Annotated in this window: 15 protein-coding genes; 8 read left to right on the top strand and 7 right to left on the bottom strand. The window is 63.0% G+C overall.

Going from position 1 to position 16934, the window contains the following annotated elements; all coding sequences use genetic code 11:
* Positions 1-5: 5 nt before the first annotated feature.
* The 8 genes from GV161_RS14150 to GV161_RS14115 all read left to right on the top strand — a co-directional run bounded on the left by GV161_RS14150 (position 6) and on the right by GV161_RS14115 (position 10184).
* The gene (locus GV161_RS14150; RefSeq protein WP_210253493.1) at positions 6-3269 is read left to right on the top strand and encodes a glycosyltransferase; all 3264 of its coding nucleotides are present in this window, start codon (positions 6-8) and stop codon (positions 3267-3269) included.
* A 58-nt stretch (positions 3270-3327) separates the two neighbouring features.
* Positions 3328-4584: a class I SAM-dependent methyltransferase gene (locus tag GV161_RS14145; RefSeq protein WP_244623912.1), complete on the top strand. Its 1257-nt coding sequence runs from the start codon at positions 3328-3330 to the stop codon at positions 4582-4584.
* Entirely contained in the window at positions 4581-5537 is a 957-nt protein-coding gene (locus GV161_RS14140) for an NAD(P)-dependent oxidoreductase (RefSeq protein WP_152012572.1), read from the top strand. Before GV161_RS14145 ends, GV161_RS14140 begins: the two co-directional genes overlap by 4 nt.
* Positions 5521-6456, top strand: a complete 936-nt coding sequence (locus GV161_RS14135; RefSeq protein WP_152012573.1) for an NAD-dependent epimerase/dehydratase family protein — start codon at positions 5521-5523, stop codon at positions 6454-6456. The genes GV161_RS14140 and GV161_RS14135 overlap by 17 nt, the downstream gene beginning before the upstream one ends.
* 56 nt (positions 6457-6512) lie before the next feature.
* On the top strand, positions 6513-7430 hold the full coding sequence (locus tag GV161_RS14130) for an ABC transporter permease (RefSeq protein WP_152012574.1): 918 nt from the start codon (positions 6513-6515) through the stop codon (positions 7428-7430).
* Positions 7431-7433: 3 nt separating this feature from the next.
* Positions 7434-8204: an ABC transporter ATP-binding protein gene (locus GV161_RS14125; protein WP_152012575.1), complete on the top strand. Its 771-nt coding sequence runs from the start codon at positions 7434-7436 to the stop codon at positions 8202-8204.
* An 86-nt stretch (positions 8205-8290) separates the two neighbouring features.
* Positions 8291-9010 carry a CatB-related O-acetyltransferase gene (locus tag GV161_RS31340; protein WP_152012576.1) on the top strand — a complete coding sequence of 240 codons (720 nt, stop codon included), beginning with the start codon at positions 8291-8293 and terminating at the stop codon, positions 9008-9010.
* A 163-nt stretch (positions 9011-9173) separates the two neighbouring features.
* Positions 9174-10184 (top strand): class I SAM-dependent methyltransferase, encoded by a 1011-nt coding sequence (locus GV161_RS14115; protein WP_152012577.1) that lies wholly within the window; start codon positions 9174-9176, stop codon positions 10182-10184.
* A gap of 405 nt (positions 10185-10589) precedes the next feature.
* On the opposite strand, the gene GV161_RS14110 is transcribed toward GV161_RS14115, so the two are convergent.
* The 7 genes from GV161_RS14110 to GV161_RS14075 form a co-directional block, all read right to left on the bottom strand.
* A complete protein-coding gene (locus tag GV161_RS14110; RefSeq protein WP_152012578.1) occupies positions 10590-11897 on the bottom strand; it encodes an FkbM family methyltransferase in 1308 nt (435 codons plus the stop codon).
* Positions 11898-12156: 259 nt separating this feature from the next.
* Positions 12157-13374, bottom strand: a complete 1218-nt coding sequence (locus GV161_RS14105; protein ID WP_159650262.1) for an acyltransferase — start codon at positions 13372-13374, stop codon at positions 12157-12159.
* A gap of 148 nt (positions 13375-13522) precedes the next feature.
* Positions 13523-13849 (bottom strand): transposase, encoded by a 327-nt coding sequence (locus tag GV161_RS14100; protein ID WP_152012580.1) that lies wholly within the window; start codon positions 13847-13849, stop codon positions 13523-13525.
* 696 nt (positions 13850-14545) lie between these two features.
* Positions 14546-15109: a PRC-barrel domain-containing protein gene (locus GV161_RS14090; protein ID WP_152012582.1), complete on the bottom strand. Its 564-nt coding sequence runs from the start codon at positions 15107-15109 to the stop codon at positions 14546-14548.
* A gap of 42 nt (positions 15110-15151) precedes the next feature.
* Positions 15152-15487, bottom strand: a complete 336-nt coding sequence (locus tag GV161_RS14085; RefSeq protein WP_152012583.1) for a cytochrome C oxidase subunit IV family protein — start codon at positions 15485-15487, stop codon at positions 15152-15154.
* A gap of 9 nt (positions 15488-15496) precedes the next feature.
* On the bottom strand, positions 15497-16219 hold the full coding sequence (locus GV161_RS14080) for a heme-copper oxidase subunit III family protein (RefSeq protein ID WP_152012584.1): 723 nt from the start codon (positions 16217-16219) through the stop codon (positions 15497-15499).
* Between the two features lie 13 nt (positions 16220-16232).
* Entirely contained in the window at positions 16233-16934 is a 702-nt protein-coding gene (locus tag GV161_RS14075; protein WP_152012585.1) for a cytochrome c oxidase subunit 3, read from the bottom strand.

Below are 16934 nucleotides of genomic sequence, written 5' to 3'. Positions count from 1 at the left end.
CGTGCATGGCGGCCGCGGCGAGTTTGGCCGGCATCTCATCCGTCGACGGCCGGGCTTGCAATGTCGCGAGAGGCGCGTCACAAGGCCCGGCGTCCGGAATGGGGCTGCCGGCGCCGTCCGATGTCACTCAGCCTGCCCCGGCATGCCTGCCCAATGCTGTAAAAAGTGAAGCGAGCGGAATGACAAGGCGCGAGACAGTCGAGGTTGGTCAGGCGGTCACGCCAGCGTTCCAGACGTTGTCAGGGCGTGGTCAGCGCGTGCTCATCGTCGAAAGCGACCTGTACGACACCGTCGGCGGTGGTCAGTCGGCTTACCGCAAGCTGATCGAGCAGCGTCCGGACAATACATACTTCTATTTTTTGAGACGTGAGTCCGCCGACGCGCCGCGCCCGGCCAATGCGATCGGGATACGTTACGAGCAGTTCTATGTGGGCAACACGAATCTGCTTCCGGCGGAAGTTAAGCACTTCTATCAGAGCTATCTCAACGCGTGGCATTTCGCTTCCTCCGTCCAGCGTAGCCTGGGAGACACCGCTTTCGATGTCGTCGACACGCCCGACTACGACACGGTCGGGCTGTTCATCCGCGGGGCGCTGGAGGCGCAGGGCATCCGGGTCGGGGTTCACGCGCTGGCCTTGCATGGAACGATCTCCAGCGCCTTGGCCGATATCTGGCCGCATGGCTCCATTTCGAGCCGCAGGCAGGCCGAACTGCGGGCGAGCGAGCATCTCCAGTTCCGCAGTGCCGATGTCCGCTATGCGCTGAGCGAAGCTTACGCGGAAGAATGGCGTGGCCGGTCCGGCATCGAATCGCGCCTGATCGATCCGCTTCACATCACGGGCGGGCTGGCGCCGGTCATGGCTCCACGCAATGGCAGGCGGCCGGATGTCGCATTCATCGGCCGCCGCGAGCGCCGCAAGGGGCCGGATCTCTTCGCTGACATCGTCTGGTGCCTGGATCCGGCTTCGTTCAACAAGGCGATGGTGATCGGATCGGAGTCGACCGGCGGCAGCGGCATCGGCTCGCAGCCGACGCTCGACATGATGAAGCGGCTGCGCCAGATCGATCTCGACTATGAACAGCACAGAACTCCAGCCGATTTGACGCAACTGTTCCTCGGTCGAAGCGTCGTGGTGCTGCCGTCCCGCTACGACCAGTTCAACCTGGTCGCGCTGGAAGCCCTGCGCCTCGGCTGCCCGGCATTCGTTTCGGGTCGCGCGGGTGTCGCCCAGTGGCTCGGCAAGCACCATCCGGCCCTCTCCGAACTGGTGATCGACATCGATTGCAGCCGTTCCGCGGCGGCGCGCATTCGCGCGGGCCTGGACGACTACGACGGCTTGCGCGAACGGATCGTCGCCTCCCTGGGCAGGGCCCCGTCGAAAGTCGACACCGCCGATCTTGCCGCGATGTATGAGCCGTTTGGCCCACGTGATCAGTCCGCGATCCAGAGTGCCGCCGAAATCCGTCATCGCTTCGACAGCTTCAACAAGCCGCGCCGGCCCAACGAGAACGGGGTCGTCTATCGGACGAAGCGCGCAGTGGGTCGAAATCTGTCGCCCGATGCCAAGGCGAGCTTGCGCAAGGTCAAGGCCCAGCTGCGGACCGTCAAGGGCGCGCTGCGGGAGGCCAGGCATTGGCGGCCGTCGCTGCGGCCCGTGTACAAGGTTTTGAGCAACAACCTGGTCAAGCATCGCGGTCTCGAGCAGTCGAGCGTCGCGCAGATTCGGTCGGCGGCCGCCGTCGACGCGACGCGCGCCCAGCTGCTGACGCTTCCCGAACGATCCCAGAAGGAAGTCACGCACAAGCTCGAACGGGTCTCGGCCGAACTCGGCCATATCCGGGTCGCGCGCGTCCAGGTCTTCCGCGACATGGCCCGGCTCGAGCGGAAGCGCGACAACGACGTCATCGCCGCGACCTACTGCTTGCGCGCCATGCGCTGGATGGGGGGCGACAAGTTCGGTGATCTGGACTTCGTGACCGGAGCACTGCGCAGCGCCGGCTATCTGCGCGAGGCCGAAGCTGCGGAGGCGATGTTCGCGCCCGGAGACGACGTCTTCGAGCGTTCGCGTGCGCTTCTGGACGAGCAATACCGCCGCAATCTCTCCAAGCCAGATCTGCCGCTGGCCATCCTCGACGACCTCCGGCCGGCTGACGGCGCCCCGCGCGTTTCGGTCATCGTCTCGCTCTACAATGCGGAGACCAAGCTACGGACGCTGCTGGACAATATCGCGGCCCAGTCCTACGCCCGAGAGGGCCGCGTCGAGGTCGTGCTGGTCGACAGCAACTCGCCGACGCGGGAATACGACGTCTTCAAGGCCTATGCGGCTCAGAGCGCGCTCCCGATCGTCTTTGCCCGCTCGGCCGCGCGCGAGACCATCCAGGCCGCCTGGAACCGCGGCATCAAGCTGGCGCGTGCTCCCTATCTCACCTTCCTTGGCGCCGACGAGGGCATGCATCCAGATTGCCTTGCCGAATTGGCCAAGGCGCTGGACGCCAATCCGCAAGTCGACTGGGCCATGGCGGATTCGATCGTGACCGAAGTCGACAAGGCCGGCGTCTTCGACCATGACGTGATGGTCTATGATCGGACCGGCTTCAATCCCGCCCTGATCAGGCTCGAGACCTGCTATCTCAGCTGGGTCGCCGGGCTCTATCGCAAGAGCATCCACGACCGCTTCGGCTATTATGACGAGAATTTCCGGGCTGCCGGCGACACCGAGTTCAAGGGACGGCTGCTGACCCATATCAAGACGCTTCACGTGCCGAAGCGTCTCGGGGTCTTCAACAACTACCCGGAAGAGCGGACCACGCAGAACCCGCGCGCCGAGATCGAGGATCTCCGCGCCTGGTACCTGCACCGCACAGAGGCTGGCGTCGCCTATAGCTACGACGCACATCCGGTGGCGGAGGCCGTGGACCTTTTCCGCCAGTCCCTGAGCTATCGCAAATCGTTCTGCGGGCATTACAGCACCGATTTCGATCTCGCCTCGGCGACGGCCGCCTATCTGCAGCGGCGCGGCGAGACCCCGGATTTCGCCCGCGCGGCGCAGCATGCCAGCGGCCGCTTGCTCTCCGCCGTGGAGGGGGTCGATGCGCTCGACTTGCAACTACGCCGGCGCATTCGCCAATGGGGTACGCTGCGCACTCTGCTCGACGCAAAGGGATGGCAGGGCGAAGACCGTGCCGCGCTTGGCCTTGCCCAGACCCCGCACTACGACATCTTCAACGATAACCGCCACGAGCAGCATTGGTGGTCGTGGAGCACCTGATTTCGCTCGAAGACAGAGCGGAACGGTATGAATCGCATGAATGGATGAAGCTAGACCGATGACGAAACTAGGAATCGCCTGCCGCAGTTGTGGTTCGACCGATGTCGAGATGTTTCTGGATCTCGGTGACCAGCCGCATTGCAATCGCCTGATCCCGCCGGCGCTCGCCGGCCAGCGCGAGCCCTATTATCCGCTTCGGGTCGGCTTCTGCCGGGCCTGCACCCTTGTTCAGATCGACCATACGATCCCCAAGGAGAGCATGTTCACCGACTATCCTTATGTCTCTGGCACGACCAAGACGCTGGTCGCGCATTTCAAGGAGACGGCCGAGCGGCTGACGGCGACATATGGGCTGAAGCCCGGCGAACTGGTCGTCGACATCGGCTCCAATGATGGTTCCTGGCTCGCCCAATACCAGCCGCTGGGGCTGCGCGTGCTCGGCATCGACCCGGCCGCCAATGTCGTCGAGCTGGCGCTGAAGCGCGGGGTGCCAACCTGGGCCCGGTTCTTCAACGAGACCACGGCCGAGGAGATCGTGGCGAAGGAGGGCAAGGCGTCGCTCGTCACCGCCGCCGGCGTGTTCTTCCATCTCGAGGAGCTGCACAGCGTCATCAAGGGCGTGAAGAAGCTTCTCACCGACGATGGCGTCTTCGTTGTGCAGGCGATCTATCTCGGCGGCATGCTGGAGAACCTCGCCTTCGATCAGGTCTATCACGAGCATCTCGTCTATTACACGCTCAAATCCATCGAGGCACTCTTCGCTCAGCACGGGCTCGAAGTCTTCGAGGCGGGCGTCGTCGACATCCATGGCGGCTCGCTGGAAATCCATGTCGCGCCGAAGGGCAAGCGTCCGATCGGCAATTCGGTCATGGCCATGCGCGCCGACGAGGCGGCCAAGAAGTTCGGCGAGTTCGAGACCTACGAGGCCTTCGCGAACAATGTCTGGAAGCTGCGCGACGAACTCGTCGCCCTGCTTCAGCGCTACAAGGCCGAAGGCAAGAGCGTCTACGCCTATGGCGCGCCGGCCAAGGGCGCGACCCTGGTCAACAGCTTCGGCATCGGCCCTGAGCTTGTGCAGCAGGCGACCGAGAAGAACCCGATGAAGGTCGGCTACATGATGCCGGGATCGCGCATCCCGATCATCGCCGAGGACGAGAAGCGGCCGGATGCGTATCTGGTGCTCGCCTGGAACTTCCTGTCGGAGTTCATCGCCAAGGAGCAGGCCTATTTCGCAGGCGGCGGCGAGTTTATCGTCCCCGTGCCGAAGCTGCAGGTGATCGGCAAGGGCGCTCTGAAAAACCAAGCGGCGTCATGAGCACCCTGCCTGCCGCCGTCGTGCTGTTCGGCGCGAGCGGCTTCGTCGGCCGCCATGTCGCCCAGGCACTCGCCGGCCGCGTCGAAACGCTGATCGGAGTGACCGGGCAATCGCGCTCGGTTCCCGGCTGCAGCCGTGTCGTCCCGCTCGCGGAACTGTCTTCGCTGCCGGAACTGCCGGCAGACACGATCGTGATCCATCTCGGCGCGTTCCGTTACGATTCGAGCCGTTTCGATCTGGCCCAGAGCGACATCGTCCTGAACAATGTCGAGCTGAATACGCGCGTCTACCATTTCTGCGCCGAGCGGAAGATTCGTGAAGTTCGCCTCGCCAGCTCGGTCGCCGTCTACGAGGCCGGCCTGGCGGTCATGGACGACGCGGTTCCCATCGACCTGAATGCCGGCCCCAATGCCAACGAGGCGTTCTACGCCTGGTCGAAGCGCTGGGCGGAGATCATCGCAGGTCTCTATGCGCAGCGCTTCGGCGTCAACAGTGTCGTCTTCCGCCTCTCGAACCCATATGGCGCCTACGACAGCGTGACGCTGACCAAGGCCCATGTCGCGCCGGCCTTCGTGATGAGGGCGCTGAACGACGATCCGGTCTTCGCGATCAAGGGGGCCCCCACGGTCGAGCGCGACTTCATCTATGCCGGCGACGTAGCCGAGGCCTTCGTACGGTCCCTGGCCTGGCGAGGGCGCAACGAGACCTACAATCTCTGCACCGGCGCCACGACGACCCTGCAGACGCTGGCCGAGACAGTACTGAGGGTCGCGGGCTCCACGAAGCCGATCGAGGCCGGGGCACCAGGCGCCTTCGGCCCCGCCAAGCGGATCTCGACGTCACAGCGCGTCCGGAACGCCCTCGGGCTGGAGTTCACCAATCTTGAGGCGGGCATGAAGCCGACCGTGGAATGGTATCGCGAGGAGTGGCTGCGCCATGGCTTCAAATCCTAAGGATGATCTGACCATCATTCTCGGCAGCGACGGCTTCCTCGGTCGCAATTTCGCGCGTTACATGGGCGAGCGTGGTCTGCCCTTTCACGCGATCGGCCGAGATGCCGGTGATTTGAGCGATCCAGCCGTTTCGCAGCGTGTTTTCGCCGAAGCGCCGAAGGCCGCCCGGATTCTCCATCTGGTCACGCGCCAGCGCACCGGGCAGATCCAGTACGGCATTCAGGGTGAACTGATCGCGGTCAACGCCCGCATCCATCTTAACGTCCTCGAAGCCTGGCGGCTGCATCAGCCCCAAGCCAAGCTGATCTCGACCGGCAGCTCCTGCGCGTTTCCGGAAAGCGACAAGCCGATCGTCGAAGGCGAGTTCCAGTCGGGGCCGATGCATCCCAGCGTGCGAGGCTATGGCCTGGCCAAGCAATTGCTGGCCGTCGGCAGCGAGACCTACGCCTCGCAATACGGCCTTCGCTATCTCCACCTGTTCCTGGCGACGGTCTATGGCCCGCAGGATCACAAGGCGCCCGAACGGACGCATTTCATGACCGGCATGATCGACCGGGCAGTGAAGGAGATGCGCGGCGGCGCGACGGCTTTCACGGTCTGGGGCGAGCCCGACACGGTGCGCGACCTGCTCTATGTTGACGACCAGATCGAGGCGATCTTCGCCGCCGATGCGACTTTCGACAATACGATGCTGAATTGCTCGTCCAACGCCCCCGTGACGATCGACCAGTCGGCCCGAGCCGTGGTCGAGGCGCTTGGCTGGCAGGCTGAGATCACCTATCCGCCAGGAACCTTCAAGGGCGCGTCGTACAAGACGCTGGATGCCGGCCTGTTCCTCGGCAAGACCGGCTGGAAGCCCAAGACCTCGCTCGTCGAAGGCGTGCGCAAGGTGCTCGCCAGCGACTACGGGCTCAGCTAGGGACGCGCCCGCCATACCGTAGCGGCCCGCTCTGGACAGACTCGGGCGTTCCATGCTTGAAGGCCCGCATATCGAGCGAACTGGACAAGGCTTCAGGCTCCGGGAAATGGAGGGCTCGCCTCAAGCGGCTGATGGACGGCCGAGACGAAAAACTGGCTCATGATGTGATGGAACGGCGCAGCTACCCGACGCTCAACGCTTTGGCTCTCGCGGATCTCGCGGCGTCGCTGCGCTCGACATCCTTCTGGATGACCTTAGCCTGGAGCGACATCCTCCAGCGCTATCGCGGTTCGCTGATCGGGCCATTCTGGCTGACGATCAGCTCCGGCGTGTTCATCTTCGGGCTCGGTCCGCTCTATGCGTCCCTGTTCAACCTCGAAGTGAAGAAATACCTGCCTTTCATGGCGATAGGCTTGCTGATCTGGGGTTTCCTGACGGGCGTCATCAACGAATCCTGCCGCGCGATGCTCGACAACGCTTCAGTGATGAAGCAGGTCAAATTGCCTCGAACGTTGTTCATTTTTCAGATCGTCGCGCGAAACTTCATCATTTTCCTGCATACGATTCCTGTTTACCTTATCGTATTCTGGTACTGCGATCTGCATCTAAGCGCCAATATGCTGCTGTTTTTCCCCGGCGTGATCCTGTTGCTCCTCAACATGTTCTGGATAGCGCTTTTCCTGTCGATCGTTTGCGCGCGCTTTCGCGATGTCACCCAGATCGTCGGCAGTATCATCCAGCTCAGTTTCTTCGTGACGCCGATCATCTGGAATCCTGCGACCCAGCATGCGCCGTCCTGGGTGGTCGACCTGAACCCATTCTACGCATTTATCCAGTTGCTGCGGGCGCCATTGCTGTCCGAGCTGATCAGCTGGAAGGTCGCCGCGATGGCGCTGCTGTGCCTGGTCGTCGGGGGGGCGGTGACCACCTGGCTGTTCGTGCGCGCACGTAAGCAGATTGTCTACTGGATCTGACCAATGTCCCTTGTGCATCTCGACCAGTTGTCGATCGAATTCCCAATCATGCATGCCGGCCATCGCTCCTTCAAGAAAACGGTGCTCGCGCGCGCGACCGGCGGCAAGATCCTGACGGGCGCACGCGCCGCGCCGGTCGTACGCGCCCTGTCGGACATCACCGTCGACATGGTGGCGGGCGAACGCGTCGCACTGATCGGCCCGAACGGGGCCGGCAAGACCACGCTTCTTCGTGCGATCGCGGAAATCTACGAGCCGACGCGCGGTTCGGTCTATACGGAAGGCCGGGTCATGGCCCTGCTCGACCTCAGCCTCGGCATGAACCACGACATCAGCGGGCGCGAAAACATCCGTCTGCGCGGCCGCTATCTCGGCATGACCGCCCAGGAGATCGATGCGCTCGCCCCCGAGATCGCCGAGTTTACCGAACTCGGCGATTATCTCGACATGCCGACGCGGACCTATTCCTCCGGCATGCTGCTGCGGCTGGCCTTCGCCATCGCCACAGCCATCGAGCCCGACATCCTGCTCCTCGACGAATGGATGATGGCGGGCGACGCGACCTTCGTAACCAAGGCGCGCAACCGCATGGAGCGCTTCGTGGAGCGTTCCAAGATTCTGGTCCTCGCATCACATTCGGAAGAGATCATCCGGCAATGGTGCAACAAGGCGATGTTCATGAAGGGCGGTGAACTGATCGGTTATGGCGATGTCGGAGAGATGTGCGCCCTGTACCGGCAGGAAGTCGATCGTCCGGACGCTGTCGCCGTCTGATCCCGCTTCTTCGGATCGCCCAGCTTCCTGCCTGTTCCGGTGAGCCGCCCCGGACAGGGTCGCAAGGCACACATCGAAGGGCCTCCATGAGCATCTTGACGTCCATCGCGAGGAGATTGCGCCGGCTGGCCGGCCTTCCCGTCATCCTGACGGCCTCGGGGCGCCTCGTCCTGGAAACGCCGTCGCGCTTGACGGCAAGCTATATCGACGTCGATGGCGACTGCGCGATCGGCATGTTCAGCTATGTCAACGGTTCGCTTAAGCTCGCGCGCACACGCATCGGCCGCTTCTGCTCGATAGGCGAAGGCGTTGTCATCAATCCCGGCAATCACCCGGTCAATTTCGTATCGACGCATCCTTTCGCTAGCGATCCGAGCGGCACCGCTGCCGGCATGGCCGATTTCTCACCCTATCAGGCTATTGCGGTGACCGAACTGGTCGGCGAGCGCGACGAGCGCAACGAGCAGGTCGTCATCGGTCATGACGTCTGGATCGGGACGCGCGCGGTCATCCTCGGCGGCGTCACCATCGGCCACGGCGCGGTGATCGCCGCAGGTGCCGTGGTCACCGGGAATGTCGAACCCTATGCCATCGTGGCGGGCGTGCCCGCGCGTCACCTGCGCTACAGGCTGCCTCAGGACCAATGCGACGCTCTGCTGGAACTGGCGTGGTGGGATTGGGATTTGAGCGCATTGGGACCAGTGCGCGACTATTCCCGCGTGCAGGATTTCATCGACAGCCTTCGCCGCGGGATTGCCGATGGTTCGATCCGCCGCGCCGAAACAGGTACGGCGATATTCGGTTGAATCCGGTCAGGCCGCTGCCCGTCCGACACACGCCGGAAGACGCCAAAAGGGGTGGGCTTGCCTTCGATCGCATCGCAGGTTAACTCGCCGCGACCATGCGTCCTGCCCCTAGCGTCAACTGGCCGTGCGCGATTACCTGCTATCGCTTGAAAAGGCTTCCTCCATGCGTCAGTTCCTGAAGGCTGCGGCCCTCGCCATTCCCGAAGTCCGCCGCCTCTACAGCGAACGCGACCAGGCCCGAGCCGAGCTGGAGCGCGCTCGCTCCGAGCTGGCGCTCCTGCGAAGCGGCGCGACGCCGCAATCGGCAGAGTCCACGTCCGGCCTCCAGATCCTGGAGGGGACACCCTATTCGCGCTACGGTGTGCCGATCGAATATCTTCCCTCGCGCGATTTCGCGCCGCGCTGGGGGTACAGCCAGCCGCGTATTCCCTCGCTCGACAATTGGTTCCGCGCCCACACCAGCGATTTCAACGCCTTCCTCGGATCGATGCGCGGGTTCGCGCCAGAGCTCGCGCGGGTTCCGCTGGAGTTCGACGAGGCGAAGCTGCCGCTTCCAGCCTGGGCCGGCGTGCCCTATTGCGCCTTCGACGCGTTGACGCTCTACACCATGATCCGGACCCACAAGCCCAAGCGCTATCTGGAGATCGGCTCGGGGATCACGACTTGCTTCGCCAAGATGGCCGTGCAGGACGGAGCGCTTTCCACCAAGATCACCTCGATCGACCCAGAACCGCGGGCCAAGATCGATGCCATCTGCGACGAGGTCGTCCGCTACGGGCTTGAAACCTGCGACCTGTCGGTGTTCGACGTGCTCGAGGCCGGCGACATCCTGTTCTTCGACGGCTCGCACCGCACCTTCATGAACTCGGACGTGACGGTGTTCTTCATCGACATCCTGCCGCGCATCAAGCCGGGCGTGATCGTGCACATCCACGACATCGCCCTGCCTTGGGACTACGACAACTACTTCAAGAATTGGTACTGGAACGAGGCCTATATGCTGGCGGTCTACATGATGGGCAACCAGCACCGCATCACGCCGCTGATGCCGACCGGCTATATCTGCCGCGACGGCGCCTTCGAGAGCGAACTGGCCAATCCCTTCATCGACCTCGGCAAATACAATGACGGCTGGCGCGGCGGCGGCGCCATGTGGTTCACGCACAAGGCGTGACAAGCAGGCCCTGAAAAGGGTCCTGCCAACCGATTGCGCGCCTCGCCGCGGCGTTTGGAACATACGGATTTTGCACGGAGCCGCCCTGTCATCCCGAGCTTGACCCGGGAGGCAGCGGAAGGCTCCGAAACTCTACGATGGATCCCGGAGCGGCGCGGCTTCTCTGCTTGTCCGGGATCGCGTAGCGTCTCCGCCTTCTCCGTCTGGAGACAGCTTGCCTTGACGTCGGCGAGCCGGGGTGCCCCGGCATAAGACGATTGCCTGCCGGTCTGCGTGGCGGCAAGGACGAGCCATTTTCCGCGCCAGCGTCCTGCGTCCCTCGCCCAGAAAGCGGCAGGTCTTGCCCGCTCGCTATAGGCGCGGTATCCGGCGAGCTTCTGCTCGCCGGTTGTCATACCAAGTGCGTCAGAACACGATCGGCGGCTGCATTCCGTCGAAGCCGGCATAACGATAGATGGTCGCGCCGTTCCAGCGGAAGCTCGGATCGCTGCCCCGGATGAACTCGATATAGGGTGTCACCTGCCCCGCGACCCGGAGGTTGAAAGCCCATTCGCGATAGGTCTCGGCCATCAGTGCCGTATAGGTGTGATAGCGCTGGACGCGGCCGCGATCCGTGTCGATGCCGGCGAATATCTCGTTGTCGCGGCCGCTGGCCGTGAACTCCGTCCGGCAGACATAGCGCCCGGCCGGCAGATCTAGCGGCTTCTTGAGCGACAGGTTACCGCCGGGCGCCGTCCCGAACATGTCCGGAGTCAGGCGCGCGATCTCGACCGGTTCGCCGGCGTTGTAGTAGCGATCGTCGGCGGCCTGGCTTTCATGGATGAACAGGATGTTGGCGATGCTGATGCCGCCGTCGAAATCGGCGGCCGAGCGGATGCGCCGGTAATTCGACAGATCGACCGCGACATAGCCGGCCTTGGTGAGCAGCTCGTGGCAGCTCATGTCGCTGGGGCTCTGCTCGAGGATGAGGAGCGGCTTGCCCTCCGCCAAAATCATGGTGGCCCCCTTGAGAGCGTCGAGCTCGGCGCCTTCGATGTCCATCTTGATGATGCGGGGCATCAGGCCCGTCGCCGCGACGAAATCGTCGAGCGCCAGCGTCTCGACTCGATAGCTCGCGCCGCCCTCGGCTCCGAGATTGTTATAGATGGAGTCGTTGAGATGGTCGCCGGGATAGAGCGTCACGACCTCGTTCGAGGTGTGGTAGACCGCCCGGTAATAGAGCGAGACGTTGGTGTAGCCGCCTTGGACGAGATTGTAGTGCGTCTTGTTGATGATGCGCGGCGACGCCTCGAAGGCGCAGACAATGCCGCGCGGGCCGACATGCCGCGACATGATCGCGGCCAGCGCGCCGGCGTTGGCGCCGACGTCGAAGGCGATGTCGCCGGGCTTGCAGTAGTCGCGCAAGGCGATCTGCACCATCGCCTCCCAGAAGTTCGGCTCCCAGAACTGAGGGATGGGAAAGCTGTTGGGGGCTTCATGCATGGGCGTCGTTCCGGATGAATTGGATTCGATGGAGATCAGGGGGATGTCCAGCGCGTTCTGCACGAGGCCCGCGCCCGCGGACGAGCCTCCCGGCCTCTGCGGCAACTGCCGGATCAGATTGGCGATCTGGCCGAGCTTGTCGTCAATGGCATTCAGCCGCGCCATGGTGTGGTTGTATCCGAAGGCACGACGCAAATTGTTGATTGCCGCAGATTTGAGATCACTCGGCATGTTTCGTCTCCAGCCTCCAAATAGCTTCGCCCACTTGCCGCAAGAGCCGAGGCGGGACACCCATCAAGCTCATCTGCCGTATCCTCCCCCCTCTTGCCCAGAAGGTTGCGCGCGTCCAGCCTTTTCTGGCCAACCCATCTTCCGATGCACTGGCGCTCTCCGCGATAGGCTCGCGCCACCGCCACGGCACGATGTGGCACGAAGCGTGGACGTGTCAGGAGGGAAGCGAGGACCGTCAGGTAATGACACCGCGCGCGGTTCAAGCATGCGGCACTGATGTCGCATCCGGAACCGAGGCCCGGCGCGGCTCGTCCCAGCCGATGGCCACGATAACACGGCGAGCTAGTCGAGACCCTGGCAACTCGATGTGGCGATAGCTGAAATCAGCCAGCGCGAAACTCAGCACGATCACGAGTGTCGCCTGAATCAGGCCATAGCTCATCTCGGATGCGAATGCCGCAGGGTAGAGCCGGACCAACCCGATCCATATCAGGGCCATGATCGGATAATGCAGCAGGTAGATGGAATAACTGCGATCCCCGACCCAGGTGAAGAAGCGGTACCAAACGGTGTCTCGGCCGCGAAATGCATCGCCGCGGCTGGCCAAGAGGACGGCGAGCAGGAAGCTCCATCCCATAACCGTCAGCCCCCATCCGTCCAACCATGGCTTGGGTCCGCCAGTCAGGGGATGCTCGCAAACCGTCGCGATGACGAGCGACGCAGCCAGCGCGAGGGCAGTCAGTGCCGGGCCATACGCCGGCAACTTCAGTCGCGATATCGAGATGAAGTATCCTAAGACGCCGAGAGCCATGAAATCAAACTTAAATGATGTCAGGTATGGTACGAAGCGCGGTACGTCGCCGAGCAAACCTCCGGTGGCGATCGTCGCACGGTGCCATAATGAAATGGCATAGACTGCTATTGCGACGATCAGGATAGCCGATTTCTTTGTTTTTGCTGAAAATTCACCAAGTGCAAGCATTACGAGCAAAACGAAAAAAACGGCATAGAATTGGAATTCGACGGAAAGACTCCACATCGCGCCGTTCATGTAGAACGAAGACCCGTTGCGATTGATGAAATACCCGAATAGGACAGACAACTCCTCGGAGGCGAATTTTCTCGGCGAAACGATCAGCGACTGCTTCGCGAAAAGATTGTCTGGCATCAGGGCGTATGCCAGATAGGCGGCGATCCCGCTCAACCCAACGAAAAAGAACATGGCCGGCCAGAGCCGGAACGCACGTCGGATTGCGAACGGCAACGCGGCCATCGAACCTTCGCACACGGTTTTGGTAACGATGAATCCACTGATAACGAAGAACAACTCTACGCCGACCCATAGCGGCGGCAGAAGCGCTCCCGGCAACTGTTGAAGCACCGTCGCCGTCAAGCTCAGATGGCAGAACAAGACCGTCAAGATCGCGAACGCTCGCAATATCTGGATATCCAACAAGAGCGATGACTTCGCCGACACCGCATCCTCCCGACCCTGCCAACAGGCGTCGCGTGCTTCCGGAACTGGTCCGCATGTTTCCAAATATTGCAGGTGTATCGCATGGCGAGGCGCGGATCGCTGTGCCTGCGGCGCCACAGTCTGACCAAGAGTCGGAGCTTGCATCAGCCTACAACGAGGCCGGCATCGGCCTGATGGCCCCTTGTGTCGTCAGCAGGATCTGCGGCACCGCCGCAGTCGCGTCCGCCGGCATCGTCTCCTTCCCGCCGCTTGAGTTCTGCCGCGGCACGAGGCCGATCCACGCAGCGAGGTTTCGGCCCGAGCGGAACGCTTGGGGATCCGGGATGCTGGCTACGAGCGCGTTCGCCAGGAGCGGCCCGACGCCCGGCGCGTCCATCAGCCTGCGCCCGTTTTCGGTCGCGTGGGCGTCGGTTTTGATCCGACGATCCGCTTCCAGGATCTGACCGTTGATGAGAGCGGGTTGCGCAACCAACATCCCGAGACAAGTCCGCGCCTCAGCCGGAACCCGCTCGTCGCCCTCGGCGATGAGCCTGATGAGGCTGCCCAGGCCCTCCCCCCGATCGGTGTGGCCATGCCAAACTCCGCCATGTGGCCCCGGATCGCGCTCGAGAGCTGGACGGGCTGGCGCATGAGCATCAGCCGAACACGATGCAGCACCATGATGCTCTGCTGATCGACGCTCTTCACCTCAACGAAGCGCATGGTCGGGCGGGGCACCGCCTCGCATATCGCCTCGGCATCAGCCGTGTCGTTCTTCTGCCGCTTCACATAGGGCTTTACGTAGCTCGGCGGCATCAGCCGGACCTGGTGACCGAGCCTGGTCAACTCGGGTGCCCAATGGTGCGCCGTAGCGCACGCCTCGATCCCGATCAGGCAAGTCGGCAGTTTGGCGAAGAATGGAAGGAGCTGCGCTCGCCGGACCTGCCGCCGGATCACAACCGTGCCCCTCACTCAGGTCGACGCCGTGCACCTGAAAGACCGACTTTGCGATGTCCAATCCAATCGTGACTGCCTGATCCATGCTCTCCTCCATCTCTGCGAGAGCCTATACTCCCGCGCGGGTGGAGAGCCGTCCACAGCATCACAAGCGGACCTTAGAGACCAGCCCGAAAGCGGATGTCGATGTCACAGCGAGAGCGCCGAAGGCAGCCTCGGAGCGTGTTCGGACTGGTCATTTGGGTAGGTCGTTCCAGTAGTCGCTCATGTCCTGCTGGCGCTTCTGGTCCGGCAAAACACCTTTGTCCCCATACAGGGTCGCGGCGCCTCGGATCTGGGCCTCGCTGATGTCGGTGCGATAGCCCTCGAGCTCCTTGTCATAGGCGAGTTTGTCCCACGGGATCGTCACATGGTGACTGCCGATGCCGAGGAATCCTCCGAACGTCACGTCGACGAAGGAAACGCGGCCACTGACCTTCTCGATCAGCAGCCGCTTGATGGTGCCGATCTGCTCGTTCTTGCTGTCGAATACGGCGGTCCCTTCGACGCGATCGCTTTCGATGATCAAATGCGATTCCGCCTGTTGCTCGGCCGGACCCCAGAGATAAAACCCGTTCTCGATGAGGCCGGCCGCCACGACCGCCCTGCTGACGGCCAGGGTCCATTCGTCGTTCGGTCGGATCTGTCGCGCAAGCGTCCACGGCCCGAGATCCGCGGGCAGGTTGGCGCCGGCGGGTTCTTCGGCGAAGCCGCGCAGGTCGGGAGAATTGATCGCCTGGAACAAGTAATAGGTTCTCATGAGCGCCTCCCTTTGCCGGATCGAGAGCCCCCGGATCGCCTGTCATGAGCCGGCGACGAAGAACGCCAGCCGGGTGAAGAGCGTGTATTTCGACTCGAAGACCATGATGCCGACGAAGACCAGGAGCGCCAGCGGCGGGGTGAGGATCGCATAGGCCAGGGCCAATCGCTCCCAGGCCATGTGCATGAAGACCGCGACGATCAGGCCTGCTTTCAGCATCATGAAGATCAGGATCAGCGACCAGCGCAGGTACCCGACGAGGCCGAAATAATCGACCAGGTAGGAGCAGGCGCTGAGGATGAACAGCCAGCCCCAGACCACGAGATAGAGCTTGATCGGATGCTGCTGAGCGTCGGTGTGAGCTGCGGTCTGTGCCATGTCGATCCCTCACCAGAGATAGAACAGCGCGAAGATGAACACCCAGACGAGATCGACGAAGTGCCAGTAGAGCCCGGTGATCTCAACGACCTCGTAATGCCCCTTGCGGCTCGTGAAAAAGCCGCGCCGCCCATCGTCGAAATCGCCGCGCCAGACCTTGCGGGCGATGATGATCAGGAAGATCACGCCGATCGTGACATGGGTGCCGTGGAAACCGGTGATCATGAAGAAGCTGGAGCCGAACTGCTCCGCGCCCCAGGGATTGCCCCACGGACGGACGCCTTCCGAGATCAGCTTCGTCCATTCGAAGGCCTGCATGCCGACGAAGGTCGCGCCGAGCAGCGCGGTCAGCAGCATCAGGATCGCGGTCTTCCCGCGGTCGCGACGATAGCCGAAATTGACCGCCATCGCCATGGTGCCGCTGCTGCTGATCAGGACGAAGGTCATGATGGCGATCAGGATCAGCGGCATGTGGTGGCCGGCGATCTCGAGCGCGAAGACCTCGCTCGGATTGGGCCAAGGCACGGTCGTCGACATCCTCACCGTCATGTAGGAGATGAGGAAGGACCCGAAGATGAAGGTGTCGCTGAGCAGGAAGATCCACATCATGGCCTTCCCCCAGGAGACGTTCTTGAAGGCCCGCTGATCGGATGACCAATCCGCCACGATCCCTTGCCAGCCGGGCGCGCGACCGATCTTGGGGGTCAGGGTGTGCGGCGCGACCTCATTCATCGGCCTCTCCTCGCTAACTCAGCAACCCGCGGCAGATCGCGACGAGATCGTCGGTCCAGCCCATGAGGAGGCTGAACAGAACGAGCCAGACCAGCAGCAGGAAGTGCCAGTAGATGGCGCAGAGCTCGACGCTGACGGTCAGCTCGGCCATGGCCTTCGGGGCGGCGAACGCTCCGGCAGAGGTTCGGCAGAGCGCCACGAGCCCGCCCAGCATATGCGCGCCGTGAATCGCCGTGACCAGATAGAAAAAGGCGCTGGCGGGATTGGCGGCAGTGAAATAGCCGGCGGCGGCAAGCTCGCGCCAGGCCAGCATCTGGGCTGCGAGGAAGGCGAACGAGCACGCGCCGGCGGCAAGCAGGCTGGAGCGGAGATGGGCGAGCTCGTCGCAGCGCGCGGCGATCACCGCCATGTGCAGGGCAAGGCTCGCGAGGATCAGCAGCCCGGTGCTGAACCAGAGCACGGTCGGCATCGGCAGCGCGCGCCAATCCGCCATGCCCATGCGCATCGAATAGGCGCTGACGAGCAGCGCGAAGAGCGAGCCGGCGACGACGAGGAAGGTGCCGAGACCGAGCTTCGCCGTCGCCGGTGAAGACGGCTCCGGGGCCTCGCCGATCACGCCGACCTCAAGCCAGGGCTTGGAGGTAAGGCGTTGATGCGAGAGCCACCAGCCGGCGAAGGCTGCCACGACCGCCAGGAAGACGAGGACCACGCCCAT

This window comes from Bosea sp. 29B (genome assembly GCF_902506165.1).
Classification (GTDB): Bacteria; Pseudomonadota; Alphaproteobacteria; order Rhizobiales; family Beijerinckiaceae; genus Allobosea.
The sequence above is the reverse complement of the archived record's forward strand: the minus strand, read 5'-3'. Positions and strand labels throughout refer to the sequence as shown.